We start from the raw sequence: 17,334 nt of genomic DNA, 5'->3' as shown, positions 1-17,334 counted from the left end.
CCATTGTGTGCAATTGTATACCGCAACCAGACTCACTTCCCACGTTCCCGCAGGAGAGACGCAGATGACCATCACAGTTGGACACGATACCGCTAAAACGCGCAAGACGCTAAAGGTCGGCGATCAGTCGATTGCTTATTATTCGATCCCAGCCGCAACAGAAGCAGGCCTTGGCGATTTCTCGAACCTTCCAGCCGCGCTGAAAGTCGTTCTTGAGAACATGCTTCGTTTTGAAGACGGCAAGACAGTTTCCGTAGACGACATCAAAGCATTCGCTGAGTGGGGCGCTAAAGGCGGCAAGAACCCTCGCGAAATCGCATACCGCCCTGCCCGCGTTTTGATGCAAGATTTCACAGGCGTTCCGGCTGTTGTTGACCTCGCAGCAATGCGTGACGGTATTGTTGCCCTCGGTGGCGACGCTCAGCAAATCAACCCGTTGAACCCAGTTGATCTCGTCATTGACCACTCCGTGATGATCGACGAATTCGGTAACCCACGTGCGTTCCAGATGAACGTGGACCGCGAATATGAACGCAACCTTGAGCGTTACACATTCCTGAAATGGGGCCAGTCTGCATTCTCCAACTTCCGCGTTGTTCCTCCGGGCACAGGTATCTGTCACCAGGTGAACCTCGAGTATCTTTCGCAGACTGTTTGGACTGACAAAGACCAAAATGGCGAAGAAGTTGCTTACCCTGACACGCTCGTCGGTACTGACTCTCACACAACCATGGTGAACGGCGCTGCTGTTCTGGGTTGGGGCGTTGGCGGGATTGAGGCCGAAGCGTCTATGCTCGGCCAGCCGATTTCCATGCTGATCCCGGAAGTTGTTGGTTTCAAACTGACAGGCGCAATGATGGAAGGCACCACCGGTACCGACCTCGTGCTTAAAGTCGTTGAAATGCTGCGCGCCCACGGCGTTGTGTCCAAGTTCGTTGAATTCTACGGCGAAGGCCTCGACCATCTGCCACTGGCAGACCGTGCAACAATCGCAAACATGGCACCAGAATACGGCGCAACATGTGGTTTCTTCCCAATTGATGACGAAACGCTTCGTTACCTGCGCAATACAGGCCGCGAAGAAGACCGCATCGCATTGGTCGAAGCCTATGCAAAAGAAAACGGTTTCTGGCGTGGTGCGGACTACAACCCAGTCTACACATCCACACTCGAACTCGACATGGGCACAATCGTTCCAGCGATCTCGGGTCCGAAACGCCCACAGGACTACGTTGCACTGACTGGCGCAAAAGATGCCTTCCGCAAAGAAATGGAAGAAACATTCAAGCGTCCAATGGGCAAAGAAGTGGCCGTCGCTGGCGAAGACTACACAATGGACAGCGGCAAGGTTGTGATCGCGTCGATCACATCCTGCACAAACACATCCAACCCCTACGTGATGATCGGTGCGGGCCTTGTGGCTCAGAAAGCTGCCGCATTGGGTCTGAACCGCAAGCCTTGGGTTAAGACATCCCTCGCGCCGGGTTCACAAGTTGTGTCCGCATACCTTGAGGCCGCTGGCCTGCAAGACGAGCTCGACAAAATCGGGTTCAACTTGGTTGGCTACGGTTGCACAACATGTATCGGTAACTCTGGCCCGATCCAGAAAGAACTGTCCGACGCTATCGCCGAAGGTGATCTGGTCGCGACATCGGTTCTGTCTGGTAACCGTAACTTCGAAGGCCGTATCTCGCCTGACGTTCGTGCCAACTACCTCGCGTCCCCTCCTCTCGTGGTGGCATATGCGCTGGCCGGTACAATGGACATCAATCTGGCAACAGATCCGATCGCCCAAACGCCTGATGGCAAAGACGTCTACCTGAAAGACATCTGGCCAACATCCAAAGAAGTTGCCGACATGGTTGAAAAGACTGTGACGCGCGAAGCGTTCCAATCCAAGTATGCTGACGTCTTCAAAGGCGACGAAAAATGGCAGGGTGTTGAAACAACGGATGCGGAAACATACGACTGGCCTGCTCAGTCCACATACATCCAGAACCCGCCGTACTTCCAAGGTATGTCCAAAGAACCTGGTGTCATCACCAACGTTGAAGGCGCAAAAGTTCTGGCCGTGTTGGGTGACATGATCACAACCGACCACATCTCCCCTGCCGGTTCTTTCGCTGAAACGACACCTGCGGGTCAGTACCTGAAAGAACGCCAAGTTCCTGTTCGTGAATTCAACTCCTACGGTTCGCGCCGTGGTAACCACGAAGTCATGATGCGCGGTACATTCGCCAACATCCGCATCAAGAACGAAATGCTTGACGGCGTTGAAGGCGGCTACACAAAGGGTCCGGATGGCGCACAAACGTCTATCTTTGACGCGGCGATGGCCTACCAAGCTGCAGGCACCCCGACTGTGATCTTTGGTGGCGAGCAGTACGGTGCAGGGTCTTCTCGCGACTGGGCTGCGAAGGGTACGAACCTTCTGGGTGTCAAAGCGGTCATCGCTGAAAGCTTTGAGCGTATTCACCGTTCCAACCTTGTTGGCATGGGCGTTATTCCTTTTGAGTTCACAGGTGGTGACAGCCGCAAGTCGCTTGGTCTTACAGGTGACGAAACAGTTTCCATCACAGGTCTGGACAGCGTGACACCACTTCAGGAAGTTCCATGTGAAATCACAATGGCCGACGGCACAGTGAAAAACATCACATTGAAGTGCCGCATCGATACAGCGATCGAGATTGAATACATCGAACACGGTGGCGTTCTGCACTACGTGCTGCGGAACCTCGCAAAATCTGCCTAAGCTTTCAGGCATTTAAATGATCTAAAGGTCGCGCCCTAACGGGCGCGGCTTTTTTCGTTTGGGGGGCTCTGCCCCGTCTAGCAAGCTCGACTCCTCAATGTGTTTGCTAAACAAAGGCAACAGACAAACAAGAGGTTCCCCATGTCCCACCCGTCTTTTGAATTCAGCCACGCATTATGCCGCCTGCCCGCATCTTCTGTAACAGATGGGTTGCGCGCTCAGGATCAGGGCGACCCTGATCCCCTCACGTTTGCGGCCGAACATGCGGCCTACATCAGCGCGTTGCGGGATGCGGGGTGTGACGTCACGCTGCTCCCGAAAGACGAAGCCTATCCAGACAGCGTTTTCATCGAAGACCCTGCGTTGGTTTTGAACGGGGCCGCGATTGTCTTGCGGCCGGGGGCCGAAACGCGCCTTGGGGAGGCAGCGGCGTTGCGCCCATCGCTGGTCGAAAACATGAACAACGTCATCGACTTGGAAACAGAAGGCTATGTCGATGGCGGCGACATTCTTTGTACAGACGACCGCGTCCTATTAGGCCTATCCGCGCGTACGAATATTCAGGGTGCCGAAGACCTACGCCCGATCGTAGAGAGTTTGGGGTACAGCCTCGACGTGCTGCAAACCCCACCAGAAATTCTACATTTCAAAACCGAATCCTCATTGTTGGATCATGAAACAGTTTTGGCCACGCCTGCCCTCGCGGCATCGGGGGCGTTCAAGGGATTGAATGTGATCGAAACCGCGGAAGGCGAAGAAGCCGCCGCAAATGCGATCCGTGTGAACGACTATGTCTTCCTGTCCGCGGGCCATCCGAAAACCGCGGAAAAGCTTCAGGCTGCAGGGTACACGCTTAAGATATTGAACACATCACAGGCGGCGTTGGTAGACGGTGGCTTAAGCTGTATGTCACTGCGCTACAGTCGTTAATTCGCAGCCAGCGCCTCGTTCAACGCGGGGCGCATTCGGGCCTCTAATTCGCGCGTGGTAAGCGGGCTTGCCATGCGCAACAGGATCGTACCGTCGCCGTCCAAAAGGAAGGTTTCAGGGACGCCGTAGACACCCCAGTCCAATGCGTAAAACCCATCTTCATCGGTGCCAACCGCACGGTAAGGGTTACCCAGATCGTCCAGAAACCCAAGCGCATTGCGATCGAGGTCTTTGTAATTAATGCCGTAAATCGGTACGCCCTCTTCGGCCAAAAGAACAAGGTTGGGATGTTCAACACGGCACGGCGCACACCAACTGGCCCAGAAATTCACGATTTTGACGTTACCATCGCGTAAGATGTCATCGCTTAAAACGGCAAGGTCACCAAGGGGTTCTACTGTTCCTTCTGGGGCAGGTTTACCGATTAAGGCCGATGGTAATTCGTCACCCTGCCCAAGAAACATCCCGCCTGCGAACACTCCCGCAAGGCCCGCGAAAACGACCACAGGAACCAACATCAGTTTATTCGCCACGGGCCGCGTCCTTTCGGGCCTCAACGGCATCAAGTTGTGCGCGCATCTTTCGAGAGCGCCGCATTGAAAGCGCAATGATCGCCACCAGCAAACCAATGGAAACCCCATAAGCGGTCAAAACCTCGGTCCCGTATTCTCCCAGATCTGGAAACATTATCTCATCCTCGCTTCGAGTGCTTTGATGCGACGGGCGCGGACTTCGGTTGCTGTCCGCATTAAGACCAGCGCCAAGAACAGCAGGCCAAACCCGATCATACAGACCAAAAGCGGGACGAAGAACACGTCCGACACGGAACGCTCGCCCGTGGCCACAGGAACGCTCGTCCCTTGGTGAAGCCCTTGGTTCCAGAACTGCACCGCATAGCGCGACAACACGGCGAACACGGAACCCACAAGGCACAGCACTGACGTAAGATCGGCAGCGGTGTCAGAATCTTCAATCGCTTCCCAAAGGGCCATGTAGCCAAGGTAGAACAGGAACAGGATCAAGAATGACGTCAAACGCGGGTCCCAAGCCCACCACGTGCCCCACATAGGCTGACCCCAAATCGCCCCAGTAATCAGTGCGATCACAGTCATCACCATTCCGATAGGCGCCGCAGCACGGGCTGCCAATGCGCTAACGTGATGACGCCGCACAAGCCAAATCAACGACGCAATCAGCATCATAAACCACGCGTTGATCGCCATCAGCGCCGCAGGCACGTGCAGATATATGATCTTAACTGTCGATCCTTGGCGGAAATCATCGGGCGTAAAGAAGAACCCCCAAACCAAACCGACCACAAGACAGGAAATTGAAATACCCATCACCCACGGTACCAATGGCGTCGTGGTCGCGATGAACTTCTTCGGATTGGCGTATTCCCAAATCGACATTTGTCTTAGCTATCCTGCTCTTTTGATGGCGGCAATGCCGGTCACCTTAGATTGATTTTTAAGGCCGCGGATGCGGCAAACGGCAGCAGCGCAAAGCTGGCCAATGTGATTACGGCAACCATCAACAACGGGGTTAGCCCACCAAGGCCCGCAGCACCGCGCGCGACGGCCTCCGCGCCAAAAATAAGGGTCGGCACATAAAGCGGCAACACCAAGAGCGACATCAACAATCCACCGCGTCGAACGCCTACGGTTAAGGCCGCCCCAAACGTGCCAATCATCGACAAAGCCGGCGTGCCAAGCGCCAAAGAGGCCAACAACCAACCGAAAGCTGAGGGTTCCAAATGCAACAAGAACCCAAGAACGGGCGCAACAAGCGTCAACGGTAGCCCCGTGGTGATCCAGTGTGCGATGCCTTTGATCAGGGCTACACCTTCCATCGGCAAGGGCGATGTCGCCAACAACGGCAAAGAACCATCCTCAAAGTCCAACGCGAAAATCCGGTCCAGTGACAAGAGAGCTGCCAACAAGGCAGCGACCCAAACGATTCCGGGTGCGATGCGTGTCAAAATCTCCGCCTCTGGCCCGACACCGAATGGCACTAAAACGATCACAATCAAAAAGAACGACAGGCCAAGGCCAAACCCGCCCCCTGCCCGCACAGCAAGCACAAGGTCCCGTTTCAGGAGTGCGATCACCGTTTAGCGCCTATCATAGAAAGGCCTCGTCAGAACTGGCTGCGTCAGGTGCCGCTTTGAACGGGGCCAGTTCAAGTTCGGGTGCTTCAATGCCCAGATCGATATGGGTCGCGATGACTGCGATGCCGCCCTTGGCAAGGTGATCCTCGGACAGCCAACGCGCAAAAAGCTTAACCGAAAACCCATCCAGGCTGACGGTGGGTTCATCCAGAAACAGCACCTTGCGGCCGACGACGCCAAGCCGTGCCAGGCCTAGGCGGCGCTTTTGCCCTGACGACAATGTGCCGGCTATCCGATCCTTGAGATCAACCAGATCGAACGCTTCGTAGACGGACTCGTCCGCGGAATTGCCGTAAATCTCGGCCCAGAAGGCGAGGTTTTCTTTCACGCTCAACTGGCCTTTGATCCCGTCGGCGTGGCTCGCGTATGCGCCCGTATCTTCTGGGTAATCCACAGAACCTTCATGCGCGGGCTGCAAACCAGCCAATGTACGCAGCAAGGTCGTTTTGCCAATGCCATTTGGTCCGCGCAAAACAAGAGCCTGCCCCTCGGCGACCGAAAAAGACAGGCCAGCTAGAACCGGCACGCCGCCCCGAACCACCGTCAAATCTGAAACATTCAAAGTCATGAACGTATGCTACCCCAAGCCTTAGACTGGCAAAAGCGCCAAACCGACGCGGCGGCCTTCACTCAGCAATACATTGTAGGTGCGACAGGCCGACGGCGACGCCATGACATCCACGCCCAGCCCTGCGGTTTCAAGCGTCTCGCGGAAATCAGACGGGATATGCGCGATCTCGGACCCGGTGCCGATGAACATCACGTCCACATCCGAGATCGCATCCGTCAAAGTTTTCGCGTCATCAAAGCCGCCCCAAGGGGCAATGCCTGTCGGCAAGACAACCAACGCCCCCTCATAGACTTCTCCGCCGATCCGAAAGAACCCAGGCCCATAGCCATCGACGGGTTTCGCATCTGTATAGACGACTTCGTTCAACCGCATTTCGGCCTCCTATGCGTCAATGTTGGCGAACTGGCCGCCAACCTTTTTGGCCTCTTTGGACCAGTCGCGTTTGACACCAAGCATCAACAACGTGCTGGAGGCTACAAAGATCGAGGAATAAGTCCCGACAATAACGCCCCAGATCATCGCAAAGACGAACCCACGGATCACGTCCCCGCCCAACACATACAGCGCAATCAACGCCAGCAATGTGGTGAAGGATGTCATGAACGTCCGGCTGAGCGTTTCGTTGATGGACAGGTTCAAGACCTCTTTCAACGTCTTGGTCTTAAACTTACGCAGGTTTTCCCGCACGCGGTCAAAGACAACAACCGTATCGTTCAACGAGTAGCCCACGATGGTCAGCAAGGCCGCGATGATCGCCAGATCGAACCGGATTTGCAGGAACGAGAAAATCCCGATCGTTAAAAGAACATCGTGCACCAAGGCGGCAACTGCGCCCAACGCGAACTGCCATTCGAACCGCAGCCAGATGTAAACAAGCACCGCCCCAATTGCCAAGACCACAGCCAAAATCGCGGCTTGGATCAGCTCACCCGAAACCGTCGGCCCAACTGATTCAACGGCTGGGAACGTCATGGCAGGATCAATGGATTGCAAGGCCGACTGTACCGCTTGAATGGTTTCATTCGTTACCGCTTCTTCGCCGTCTTGTGCCTGAATGGCGACTGTGGCGACGTTTTCATCATCAGAAAACGTTGGATCAAACACCTCAGTGATTGTGACTTCGCCCAACTCAAGCGGGGCCAAAACAGCACGGTATTCAGCGACGTCTACGCTGACCTCGCTTTGCGTACGCAACGTGGTGCCGCCCTTGAAATCAATACCGAAGTTCAACCCTTGATAGAAGAACGACCCCAACGCGACAGCAACAAGAACTGCCGAGACTCCCAACCACATCTTAGCGCGGCTAAAGAAATCATAGGCTGTGTCGGCCTTAACCAGTTTAAGGTACCGGCCTGTGAACAACGCCTTTGGACGTTTGCGTTCAAACCAGATTACCACCAGCAAACGGGTCAAGAAGATCGCTGTAAAGACCGAAGTAATGATACCAAGCCCAAGCGTAATCGCGAACCCACGGACCGGACCTGCCCCCATGGCAAACAGGATTACCGCCGTAATGAAGGTCGTGATGTTGGCATCAATGATTGCCGACAACGCTTTTTCATAGCCCAGTTCAATGGCCCGCGCGGGGCCTTTGGCCGTCTTACTTTCTTCTCGAATACGCTCGAAAACCAGCACGTTGGCGTCGACCGCCATACCAATCGTCAACACGATCCCCGCGATACCTGGCAATGTCAGCGTGCCGCCAATCAGCGACAACATCGCAAAGATCAGCGCGACGTTCACAAGCAGCGCGATATTGGCAAAGACACCCAGCAGGCCATAGCTCAGAACCATGTAGACAAGGACTAAGGCAAAGGCGACCAAACAGGCAATCGCACCTGCGTTAATGCTGTCTTGTCCTAAATCGGGACCGACAGTCTGTTCTTGTAAGAAGTCCAACTCAGCTGGAAGCGCACCTGCCCGCAGCAGAACCGCCAACTGGGTGCTTTCCTGCACCGTGAACTGCCCAGTAATAATACCGGAGCCACCCGAGATATGAGATCGAATGTTAGGGGCACTTACGACTTCGTTGTCTAGGACAATGGCAAATGGGGACCCGATGTTCTCAGCCGTGTAATCGCCAAACCGACGGGCGCCCGATGCGTTAAATCGGAATGTCACCGCAGGACGGTTGTTTTGGTCAAACGTCGGCTGGCTATCGACAAGGTCTTCGCCTGTAACCACAGGAGAGCGTTCTACGATGTAATACAGGCCTGTTTGATCCAAGGATGGGATGACCATGTTGCCGGCCCCTGCCCGTGCATCTGGATCACTTGTACTCCCAACGACGGGATGGAACCCAAGTTGGGCTGTTGTCCCAATGATGTCCTTAACTTCCTGCGCTGAACCAACACCTGGAACCTGAATCAAGATCCGCGCCTCACCTTGGCGTTGGATGGATGGTTCACGTGTACCGGTTTCATCGATCCGACGACGCACAATCTCGAGCGCCTGACGAACTGTACGGTCGTCCGTCGCAATCTTCTCGGCCTCTGTCAGCTGAACGACCAGATCAGTGCTGGATACCGACGCCACTTGGATGTCAACCTGCCCAACAGTCGTGACACTAACGACAGGCTGCGCCAATCCGCGCACCAGTTCCAACGCGCGATCCATGCCCGCAGGCTCAGAAATACGAACACGAAGTTCACCTTCGGTATCGCTTTCGTCTGTAACGAACCCAACAACATCCCGCTCGGCGGCCAAAGTATCGCGGACTTCGGTCCACATGGCGCGCATGCGGGCCTCATAGACTTGTTCCACTTTCACTTCGGCCAGAAGCTGCGCACCACCGCGCAGATCAAGACCAAGGTTCACCAGATTATCCGGCAAGAACGTAGGCCAAGCCGCAGCATCGGCCTCAAGCCCTTCGCGGGTTAGCCCTTTGGCTTCCAGCTCGGCGGCGGTCAGCTCTTCTGCGATGGCGGTTTCCGCGTCATTTGAACGCTCAACTGTGCCGTAAAAGCCGTTGGGCATTGCAAAAAAAATGCCGAACGCAACAACAAGCCAAATTGCTATGCGCTTAATAGGGTCAATCTTCAACATCGGGGTAGTCCTGTCTTGGTATCAACGGCGTAAACGCCGGAATGTATGTAAATATCTGGGGAGTGCCTCATAAGATCGGCACGGAATCTATTGGGGCGGCCTAGGGGCAGAAATCGGCGCTGGGGTCGGACCCGTCGACAGGTATCTCTGACACAACATTGAGATCAAACGGCATCACACCGCCTTGTAAAATCGCGGCCAATTCATGTGTTTCTTCGACAGTGAAATCGCCCGTTAACATGCCAATTCCGCCGAAGATCGCGGATTGGATCACAGGGGCACTAAACACTTCGCCGCGCAACACAATTGCAAAAGGGTTACCGATGTTTTCGCTCGTGTACTGGCCAAACACCTTGGCCCCAGTGCGGTCAAACGAAAACGCAATCGCAGGGCGGCCTTGCTGACCGAACGAGACTTGCGCGTCTTCAATCGACGCCCCATCCAGAACGGCGACGTCGTTCAAGACATAGGTTCGAACAGGATCATAAGCGTCGGGCAAATGAATCTGCCCTTCTGCCAAATCTTGGACAGGTCCGCCGTCGTTGATGCTTTCGACATCAAAGAACCCGAACTCAACCCGTTCAAAAAGCGGCGCAAGAGAAACCAGCGTCGCGTCATCCCAATGCGGCAGCGATACCTCGATCAATCGATCCGGAATCGCTACGTGATGATCCTGAACTTTGGCATATTGGTCGCTTTGCCCCAAGAACGCACCAATGCGTTCGTTCAGGACTTCGGCGGCGGCGGCATCCAGATCGTTCGCACGATCTGTTGTTCGCGCGTCATCAGAAGCTTGCAACACCAGCCGCGTACCGCCGCAGGTGTCTACAATTGTCGATGCGGCCTCACGGCCTAACGCGCTGGTCGCAGTTGCGCCAACCCCACTGGCCATTAGGCCCAATGCGATAAGCGCATTTTTGATCATGCGTCTGCAGGCTCGGTCTTGTTAAGAACCTGTGCGAGCGTGGATTTCACAACGCGAACTTTTACGCCGTCCGCAATTTCCACTTCAACTTCGCCGTCGTCTTTGACTTTAGAAACCTTACCGATCACGCCACCTTGGGTGACCACTTGATCACCACGGCGCACAGCCTCGATCATAGCTTGGTGTTGTTTCATCTTCTGCTGTTGAGGGCGGATCAACAGGAAATACATGATCCCGAAAATCAGGATAAGTGGAATAAACTGGCCAAAGGCTTCCATTGTGGTCGTTCCTTAATTTATTGGCGAAGGCACCCCCCTCGCGATCTGGCGCACACTACGGTCGCGACACGGGATTCGCAACGCTACGTACAGTTAAACATATGGGTCCGGCCCCATATGATTTCCATACGCAATCCATATGCTTTCCATACGGCGAAAATTGCGCCATATGAGCGGCATAAAACACGAAACAAGGATCAGACCCATGCACGACATTCGCGCCATCCGTGACAACCCCGCCGCCTTTGATGCGGCTCTTTCCCGTCGTGGTGATGCGCCTTTGTCGTCTGAACTGTTGGCGATGGACGAAGCACGCCGCGCCAAGATCGGTGCCGCCGAAACAGCACAGGCCGAGGCCAACAAAGCCGCCAAAGAGGTTGGCGCTGCGAAGGGGCGTGGTGACGAGGCAGAGTTCGAACGCCTCCGCGCGCTTGTGTCTGAAAAGAAAGCCGAAATTGCCGCGCTGAACGAAGAAGCCAAGGCGCAAGATGCCGCCCTGACCGCCCGTTTGGCCGTGATCCCCAACCTTCCGGCAGCCGACGTGCCAGATGGCGCTGATGAGGAAGACAACGTTGAGGTCTCCAAATGGGGCAACCCGCGTAATTTCGATTTCGACCCAGTCGAGCATTTCGAAATTCCAGCCGTCAAAGACAGCATGGACTTCGAAACCGCTGCGAAAATCTCGGGCAGTCGTTTTGTTTTGCTGTCCGGTGTCACTGCCCGCCTGCACCGCGCCCTCGCCCAGTTTATGTTGGATCTACATGTAAACGAAAACGGGCTCACTGAAGTGAACCCGCCCGTCTTGGTACGCGATGATGCGATGTATGGAACGGATAAGCTACCGAAGTTTGCCGAAGACAGCTATCAAACCACCGAAGGCATGTGGCTGATTTCCACATCCGAGATTCCGTTGACTTACATCGCGGCCGGACATGTCATGGAGGAAAGCTATCTCCCACGTCGCTATGCGGCTCATTCGCTGTGCTTCCGATCCGAGGCAGGCAGCGCGGGGCGTGATACGTCAGGCATGCTGCGCCAACACCAGTTCGAGAAAGTCGAAATGGTATCGATCACGCATCCAGATGAATCCGACAATGAGCAAAAGCGCATGTTGCGCTGCGCAGAAGACATCCTGGAACGCCTTGAAATTCCTTACAGAACCGTCGTTCTGTGCACAGGAGATATGGGCTTTGGTGCACACCGCACCTATGACATCGAAGCATGGTTGCCGGGTCAGAACACCTACCGCGAAATCAGCTCGGTCTCGACCACAGGCGATTTTCAGGCACGCCGCATGAATGCGCGCTTCAAGCCTGCTGACGGTGGCAAACCTCAGTTCGTTCACACGTTGAACGGCTCCGGCCTTGCGGTTGGGCGCTGCCTGATTGCGGTTCTGGAAAACGGTCAACAAGCAGACGGTTCGGTTGCGATCCCTACAGCCCTGCACGGCTACATGGGCGGCAAAACCACCATCAACTCTGACGGAACACTTTCCTAAAGCCATTCACGCGGACGCGTCACTTCATCGGGCAGATGGGTAAATCCCCCGTCTGCCCATTTTCGTGCCGCACGCATGGCGTCGCGTTGTTCGGGCGTCATGCGATGCAAATCAGGATAAACCTTTTCGAGTGACGGGTTGCGCCGATAAGTTTGATCTTCAGCCGCCCGATCAACCGCAGCCATAGACATTTCGTCCAAGGTCTTTGGGCCTACGCGATCCTTGGTAAAGCCGTTCATCAATAAGCCGGACAAACCAACAGGGCCGAACTTGTTGTCTAGCGGGTCCTTGGCGTCAAAATGCCAAGCTACTTTGTCCATCTCCGACCAATCCAAAGCCAACCCCGCGCGCGCAGCCCCAAGGGCAATCCAGTTGAGCGAGATTGAGCTAAGGCCGATCTGATCACCGCCCCCACCAACCGCCCCGTGGTTGCCGGCAAACCAAAGCTGCTGGTGGCTGGGGATTAGGCGGCTTTCGTTTTCTTCATTCAATTCCGGCATGTTGGACCACGGATAGCTTGGAAACGTGATCCGCCGCTCATCAATTGAAATTGCATGACGCGCCGCCAATACCATCGATGACAGTTCGGCATCATGAAATCTGTATTGGGTGTTGGTCCACCTCGATATCGGTAGAAACTCTGGCGCACCAAGGGCCGAAACAGTATCCCAAACACCCAAATATGCGATCTTTAGCGGAATAACATCCGCAACTGAGTGGCCTTTCTTCTCTCGCCACGCGCGTTCTTTGTCGCTTGTCGTGACCCGCGGCGAGAACCCCAACCGGTAGTCATGGCTTTCATCGGTATTAGGGTGCGTGGTCGGGTCCATACTGCGGTAGCGGTCAAGTGCGGCGGGTATCTCTGCTAATCGATCCCGTGATGGAATTCCGCACGACCGGATCAATCCAACCAAGGAACGCGCGGCAAATGCCCCACGTGAGAAACCGAAAACGCAAATCTCGTCTCCCGGCTCATAAAGGAATACGAGGTCCCGATAGGCGTTTTCGATGATCGCCGTCAACCCCCAGCCCAAAGCACCGCCAAAGATGCGATCCGACCGCCGCGCCAGCCATGTGTTACCTTGCCCTGCCCCAACGCCGGTCTGATACGACACGACCTGCGGCATGCCATCTTCGCCACCATCCCGCACGCACTGCGCCAAGCGCACGACGTTGGTCGGATGCTTGGCATCCGGCCTGTTCCATGTTCCATCGATAAAAATGGCAATGCGTTTCATAGGCTTTGTCCCCAATCTCACCCGTAGGTTGAGGTTGAGGTGCCCTCAGGTCAAGTCGGCAATACCTGACCCGCTTAGCCGCCGCGATACGGTTTCTTTTGGTCCGCAGGTGCTTTGCCTAAGTGTTTACGCAAACGAGACGGTGTTGATTTCGTCTTGTTCTTGTAAGGGTTCTTGTCCGCTTGGCTTCGGAAATGCAAACGGATCGGTGTCCCCGGCATGTCGAAATCAAGCCGCAGACCATTCACCAAGTAGCGCGCATAGCTTTCTGGCAATTTGTCAGGATGGCTACACATCACAACAAACCCTGGCGGGCGTGTTTTGACCTGCGTGGCATAACGCATCTTGATGCGGCGCCCACCAGGTGCGGGTGGCGGGTGCGCTTCTGACATACCAAGAAGCCAGCGGTTCAGCTGGGCTGTTGTGACACGACGGTTCCAAACTTCGTGAGCACGCAGAATGGCCTCTTGCAGACGGTCAATCCCTCGGCCCGTTTTCGCGGACACAGTGATCAGCGGCGCGCCTTTAAGCTGCGGCAGCAGCCGCGTGAACTGTTCTTTTAACTCTTTCAGCTTGGCCTGTTTCTCGCCTTCAACGTCCCATTTGTTGACGGCCAAAACCACGGCACGGCCTTCTCGTTCTGCCAAATCAGCGATCCGCAAATCCTGTTGCTCGAACGGGATTTCCACGTCGAGCAAGACAACAACAACTTCGGCAAACTTAACCGCGCGAAGCCCATCAGAGACCGACAGCTTTTCTAGCTTTTCCTGCACCTTAGCGCGTTTACGCATGCCCGCTGTGTCAAAGATACGGACAGGCACCGTGGCGTCATCAGTCACCCAGTCCATCTGCACAGAGATCGCATCGCGTGTGATCCCCGCCTCTGGCCCCGTCAGCAGACGGTCCTCGCCAAGGATTTGGTTGATAAGCGTGGACTTACCCGCGTTCGGGCGACCAACGACTGCAATCTGCAATGGCTTTTCGCGAGTCGGAATGCGTGGAGCGTCATCATCTTCGTCGTCTTCGTTGACATCTACGTCAACGTCTGGTGCATCGGCCGCGGCGCGTTCTTCGAATTGGTCGGACAACGGCATCAAGACGTCATACATCTCGCCCAAGCCTTCGCCGTGTTCTGCTGACAGGCGGATCGGTTCGCCAAGGCCCAAAGAGAACCCTTCGATCACGCCCGCATCCGCGGCTTTGCCTTCGGATTTATTGGCGGCGAGGATCACATGCGCGTTCTTCTTACGCAAAATATCTGCAAAAACTTCGTCGGCAGGCATGATTCCTGTACGCGCGTCATACATGAACAAACAGACGTCAGCCATTTCCACGGCGCGTTCCGTCAGGCGGCGCATGCGGCCCTGTAGGGACTCGTCTGTCGCCTCTTCCAGACCGGCGGTATCGATCACTGTAAAGCGCAAATCGCCAAGCCGTGCAGGGCCTTCGCGCAAATCGCGCGTGACACCGGGTTGGTCATCGACCAAGGCCAGCTTCTTGCCGACAAGGCGGTTGAATAAGGTGGACTTACCCACGTTCGGGCGGCCCACGATGGCGAGTGTGAAGGACATTTGCGTTTCTCTAAGTGATCAAGTGCAGCCCACTACACCCTTTTTCGCTTAACGGAAAGCGACCAATTGTCCGCGCGCCGATACAACGTACAGTGTGCCATTTGCTACGATGGGGTTTGAGGCAGCGCCGCCCGCGATTTCAATGGTGCCAACAAGCGCGCCAGAGGCCGGATCGAACTGTCGGATTAGCCCGTCACCAGAGGCAACGATCAGACGGTTGCCCGCAATGATCGGACCGTAATGTGCAAAGCGTGTTTTTTGACGGCGTTCACGGTTTTCTACGAAGCCCGGCATTTCAACACGCCAGATCGCTTCCCCCGTATCAGCATCAAGACGGACGAGTTCGCCGATGTCATTGACTAAGAAAACGGATCCACCGGCAGGCCAAACAGGACCAACCGCACCTTCTGTGGCTGTCCAGAGGCGATCGCCATTGGCAATTTCAAGCGCCACAACCCGGCCCGATACATTGCCCACATACACACGGTTGCCATCAATAACGGGGTCACCCGCAATGTCAGAAACATTAGACGCCGCCGAACCAGGGCGTTGGCCAGAAACGACCGTAGACCAACGACGCAAACCGCCTTCTGGGAACGCGGCTAGAACTTCACCGGTCGGGAAAGGAAAGATTGCAACGTCAGAGTTCACGGCAGCGCCAGCGCCACCAGAAAAGTTAGCTGTCGGTGCTGTTGTGCTCACGGTCCAACGCACACGGCCAGAGCCGAGCTCAATCGCCCAAGCGCGGCCATCGCGGGCGACAACATAGGCAAGATCACCAACAATCGTTGGTGCGGACGTCCCCGGAGCATCAAGGTCCTGACGCCAAATTTCACCACCAGTTGCGCCATCAAGAGCAACAACTTCACCAAATCCAGTCGTCGCCAAAATAACAGATCCAGCAGCCGCAAGACCGCCGCCGGATGCGTCGCGGGCGTTGTCGGTGTCCGGCTTTAGACTACGCGACCACAGGCTTTCTCCTGCTGTGGACGTCGCCACAACCTGACTTTCTGCATCAAGCGTAAAAATACGGCCAGAGGCGACGATAGGGTCAGCGGTAATCCGTAACCGGCGGGTGTTACCCTGACCGATGTTGGTTGAAAACACTGGCGCCAACGTCGTGCTGAGTGCTGGGTGGGCGATGCGGTGCGTTGGACCACCATTGCGGTGTGTCCAGTCGGCATTGGCGGTCGTAGCACCCAAAGAAACCGGCAGTGCTTGGTTCACGAAGGCATTTGCGTCGACTAGGTCCCCGCGAATATCCAACCGTTCCCCTGGTAGAATGATGTCTTTTTCACCGCAGGCAGAAAGCAAACCAACAACGGCAAGGGCCGCAAATGCGGGCATCGCCACGCGCTTTTGTTTCTTAGTCGTGGTGCCAGAGATAAGTCCTGTCACGTCATTCCCTTCCATGCCCGGGCTTTTAAGATGCCCCTATAGGCGGATTATTGATCGCCCTGCTCAGATGTCTGTGCAGTATTGCCAATGAGTGCATCAATGTCACCGCCCAAAGCCACAATCATGCTGAATGCACGTTCGCGCAAGCCCTGTGTCACTTCGGCGTCTTGCCCGATGGCTGCGAACTGTTCGATCGCTGCATCGACCTCGCCCGCCTCAACGTTAAGCAAGGCTAGTTGTTCTTGAGCAATCAGTCGGAACGTCGCGCCCGGTGCGGCCAATCCGGTCAGCATCGCGCGACGGTCGTCCAGGGACAATTCTTCGCCCTGCACCATTGCTGCCTTTAGTGCTGCCAAATCGCGGTACACCGCAGGCGCGGTATCATCCAACGCAACAGCCTCAAGTGCTGCAACAGCACCGTCGATATCACCTGTTTCAACAAGATTGGACGCCGTCAGCAGGCCAGTAATAGCGCCAGCCCCACCGGTCGATTCGATTGCGCCAAGCGCCGCGGCACGTTCCGCATCATCATCCATCTCAAGCGCTGCAAGGATTTCATCACCTGCAGCCTGCGCGGCTGCTGTCGTTTGCGCTTTGCGGTATTCAGAATAGGCAGTGCCGCCAACAACCAGCAAGACCGCAAGAACGGCGATCCAGCCATATTTGCGCATATACCCGAAGAGTTGATCCTTTCGGACTTCTTCGCTGACCTCTTCAATAAAGGATTCTGGATTGCTCATCGGGTCCTCATACTTTTGTTGGCCCCTCTTATCGCGAAGCATAGTCTAGGGACAAGTCCCGCGGACATCTCCAATAAAAGACGGGCGAAATCAGGCTTGCGCTTTTAAAGTAAACAGTTTTAACATCAAGCGTGAGCGACTCTGCAATACAACTTGAAAATGAACCGATTAGTTCAGTATAAATACCAGTAATAGCCAGAGCTACTAGCCTTAAGTGG

16 protein-coding genes are annotated in these 17,334 nt (G+C 55.3%); 3 read left to right on the top strand and 13 right to left on the bottom strand.

Features of this window, described 5'->3' with window-relative positions:
- Positions 1 to 64: 64 nt before the first annotated feature.
- On the top strand, positions 65 to 2,752 hold the full coding sequence (acnA, locus tag L0666_RS00730; RefSeq protein WP_235257122.1) for an aconitate hydratase AcnA: 2,688 nt from the start codon (positions 65 to 67) through the stop codon (positions 2,750 to 2,752).
- Between the two features lie 141 nt (positions 2,753 to 2,893).
- Positions 2,894 to 3,682, top strand: a complete 789-nt coding sequence (locus L0666_RS00725; protein ID WP_235257120.1) for an arginine deiminase-related protein — start codon at positions 2,894 to 2,896, stop codon at positions 3,680 to 3,682.
- Here L0666_RS00725 and L0666_RS00720 read toward each other — a convergent pair.
- The 9 genes from L0666_RS00720 to yajC form a co-directional block, all read right to left on the bottom strand.
- Positions 3,679 to 4,245 (bottom strand): DsbE family thiol:disulfide interchange protein, encoded by a 567-nt coding sequence (locus tag L0666_RS00720; RefSeq protein WP_418887964.1) that lies wholly within the window; start codon positions 4,243 to 4,245, stop codon positions 3,679 to 3,681. The genes L0666_RS00725 and L0666_RS00720 overlap by 4 nt on opposite strands.
- A complete protein-coding gene (gene ccmD / locus L0666_RS00715; protein WP_235257118.1) occupies positions 4,205 to 4,369 on the bottom strand; it encodes a heme exporter protein CcmD in 165 nt (54 codons plus the stop codon). Before ccmD ends, L0666_RS00720 begins: the two co-directional genes overlap by 41 nt.
- Entirely contained in the window at positions 4,369 to 5,094 is a 726-nt protein-coding gene (locus tag L0666_RS00710; protein WP_235257116.1) for a heme ABC transporter permease, read from the bottom strand. The genes ccmD and L0666_RS00710 overlap by 1 nt, the downstream gene beginning before the upstream one ends.
- 41 nt (positions 5,095 to 5,135) lie before the next feature.
- A complete protein-coding gene (gene ccmB / locus L0666_RS00705; RefSeq protein WP_235257114.1) occupies positions 5,136 to 5,792 on the bottom strand; it encodes a heme exporter protein CcmB in 657 nt (218 codons plus the stop codon).
- A gap of 13 nt (positions 5,793 to 5,805) precedes the next feature.
- Complete coding sequence (gene ccmA / locus L0666_RS00700; protein ID WP_235257112.1) at positions 5,806 to 6,420, bottom strand: heme ABC exporter ATP-binding protein CcmA; 615 nt, start codon at positions 6,418 to 6,420, stop codon at positions 5,806 to 5,808.
- A 21-nt stretch (positions 6,421 to 6,441) separates the two neighbouring features.
- A complete protein-coding gene (locus L0666_RS00695; protein WP_235257110.1) occupies positions 6,442 to 6,795 on the bottom strand; it encodes an Mth938-like domain-containing protein in 354 nt (117 codons plus the stop codon).
- 9 nt (positions 6,796 to 6,804) lie between these two features.
- Positions 6,805 to 9,468: a protein translocase subunit SecD gene (secD, locus tag L0666_RS00690; RefSeq protein WP_235257108.1), complete on the bottom strand. Its 2,664-nt coding sequence runs from the start codon at positions 9,466 to 9,468 to the stop codon at positions 6,805 to 6,807.
- 100 nt (positions 9,469 to 9,568) lie between these two features.
- Entirely contained in the window at positions 9,569 to 10,393 is an 825-nt protein-coding gene (locus tag L0666_RS00685) for a SecDF P1 head subdomain-containing protein (protein ID WP_235257106.1), read from the bottom strand.
- Complete coding sequence (gene yajC / locus L0666_RS00680) at positions 10,390 to 10,671, bottom strand: preprotein translocase subunit YajC (protein WP_235257104.1); 282 nt, start codon at positions 10,669 to 10,671, stop codon at positions 10,390 to 10,392. Before yajC ends, L0666_RS00685 begins: the two co-directional genes overlap by 4 nt.
- A gap of 205 nt (positions 10,672 to 10,876) precedes the next feature.
- On the opposite strand from yajC, the gene serS reads away from it, so the two are divergent.
- On the top strand, positions 10,877 to 12,169 hold the full coding sequence (gene serS / locus L0666_RS00675; protein ID WP_235257102.1) for a serine--tRNA ligase: 1,293 nt from the start codon (positions 10,877 to 10,879) through the stop codon (positions 12,167 to 12,169).
- Here the strand turns inward: serS and L0666_RS00670 are convergent.
- From L0666_RS00670 to L0666_RS00655, 4 genes are all read right to left on the bottom strand, one after another.
- Positions 12,166 to 13,407, bottom strand: a complete 1,242-nt coding sequence (locus L0666_RS00670) for a DUF2235 domain-containing protein (RefSeq protein ID WP_235257100.1) — start codon at positions 13,405 to 13,407, stop codon at positions 12,166 to 12,168. The two genes, serS and L0666_RS00670, sit on opposite strands and share 4 nt — an antisense overlap.
- A gap of 74 nt (positions 13,408 to 13,481) precedes the next feature.
- On the bottom strand, positions 13,482 to 14,978 hold the full coding sequence (der, locus tag L0666_RS00665) for a ribosome biogenesis GTPase Der (protein WP_235257098.1): 1,497 nt from the start codon (positions 14,976 to 14,978) through the stop codon (positions 13,482 to 13,484).
- A gap of 48 nt (positions 14,979 to 15,026) precedes the next feature.
- Positions 15,027 to 16,325, bottom strand: a complete 1,299-nt coding sequence (locus tag L0666_RS00660) for a PQQ-like beta-propeller repeat protein (RefSeq protein ID WP_235259530.1) — start codon at positions 16,323 to 16,325, stop codon at positions 15,027 to 15,029.
- A gap of 98 nt (positions 16,326 to 16,423) precedes the next feature.
- Positions 16,424 to 17,116, bottom strand: coding sequence for a tetratricopeptide repeat protein (locus L0666_RS00655; RefSeq protein ID WP_235257096.1), 693 nt, complete (start codon positions 17,114 to 17,116; stop codon positions 16,424 to 16,426).
- Positions 17,117 to 17,334: the final 218 nt, after the last annotated feature.

Source organism: Octadecabacter algicola, from assembly GCF_021532625.1.
Taxonomy (GTDB): Bacteria; Pseudomonadota; Alphaproteobacteria; order Rhodobacterales; family Rhodobacteraceae; genus Octadecabacter; species Octadecabacter algicola.
Note: the sequence above shows the minus strand (reverse complement) of the source record. Positions and strands in the feature narration are given on the sequence as shown.

What these genes read in the sequence shown, in the direction of transcription:
- ccmD (WP_235257118.1), bottom strand. Translation starts at nt 4,369, where the DNA reads ATGTTTCCAGATCTGGGAGAATACGGGACCGAGGTTTTGACCGCTTAT.
- ccmA (WP_235257112.1), bottom strand. Translation starts at nt 6,420, where the DNA reads ATGACTTTGAATGTTTCAGATTTGACGGTGGTTCGGGGCGGCGTGCCG.
- serS (WP_235257102.1), top strand. Translation starts at nt 10,877, where the DNA reads ATGCACGACATTCGCGCCATCCGTGACAACCCCGCCGCCTTTGATGCG.
- L0666_RS00655 (WP_235257096.1), bottom strand. Translation starts at nt 17,116, where the DNA reads ATGAGCAATCCAGAATCCTTTATTGAAGAGGTCAGCGAAGAAGTCCGA.
- L0666_RS00695 (WP_235257110.1), bottom strand. Translation starts at nt 6,795, where the DNA reads ATGCGGTTGAACGAAGTCGTCTATACAGATGCGAAACCCGTCGATGGC.
- L0666_RS00685 (WP_235257106.1), bottom strand. Translation starts at nt 10,393, where the DNA reads ATGATCAAAAATGCGCTTATCGCATTGGGCCTAATGGCCAGTGGGGTT.
- L0666_RS00725 (WP_235257120.1), top strand. Translation starts at nt 2,894, where the DNA reads ATGTCCCACCCGTCTTTTGAATTCAGCCACGCATTATGCCGCCTGCCC.
- L0666_RS00710 (WP_235257116.1), bottom strand. Translation starts at nt 5,094, where the DNA reads ATGTCGATTTGGGAATACGCCAATCCGAAGAAGTTCATCGCGACCACG.
- acnA (WP_235257122.1), top strand. Translation starts at nt 65, where the DNA reads ATGACCATCACAGTTGGACACGATACCGCTAAAACGCGCAAGACGCTA.
- L0666_RS00660 (WP_235259530.1), bottom strand. Translation starts at nt 16,325, where the DNA reads ATGCCCGCATTTGCGGCCCTTGCCGTTGTTGGTTTGCTTTCTGCCTGC.
- der (WP_235257098.1), bottom strand. Translation starts at nt 14,978, where the DNA reads ATGTCCTTCACACTCGCCATCGTGGGCCGCCCGAACGTGGGTAAGTCC.
- secD (WP_235257108.1), bottom strand. Translation starts at nt 9,468, where the DNA reads ATGTTGAAGATTGACCCTATTAAGCGCATAGCAATTTGGCTTGTTGTT.
- L0666_RS00720 (WP_418887964.1), bottom strand. Translation starts at nt 4,245, where the DNA reads ATGCCGTTGAGGCCCGAAAGGACGCGGCCCGTGGCGAATAAACTGATG.
- L0666_RS00670 (WP_235257100.1), bottom strand. Translation starts at nt 13,407, where the DNA reads ATGAAACGCATTGCCATTTTTATCGATGGAACATGGAACAGGCCGGAT.
- yajC (WP_235257104.1), bottom strand. Translation starts at nt 10,671, where the DNA reads ATGGAAGCCTTTGGCCAGTTTATTCCACTTATCCTGATTTTCGGGATC.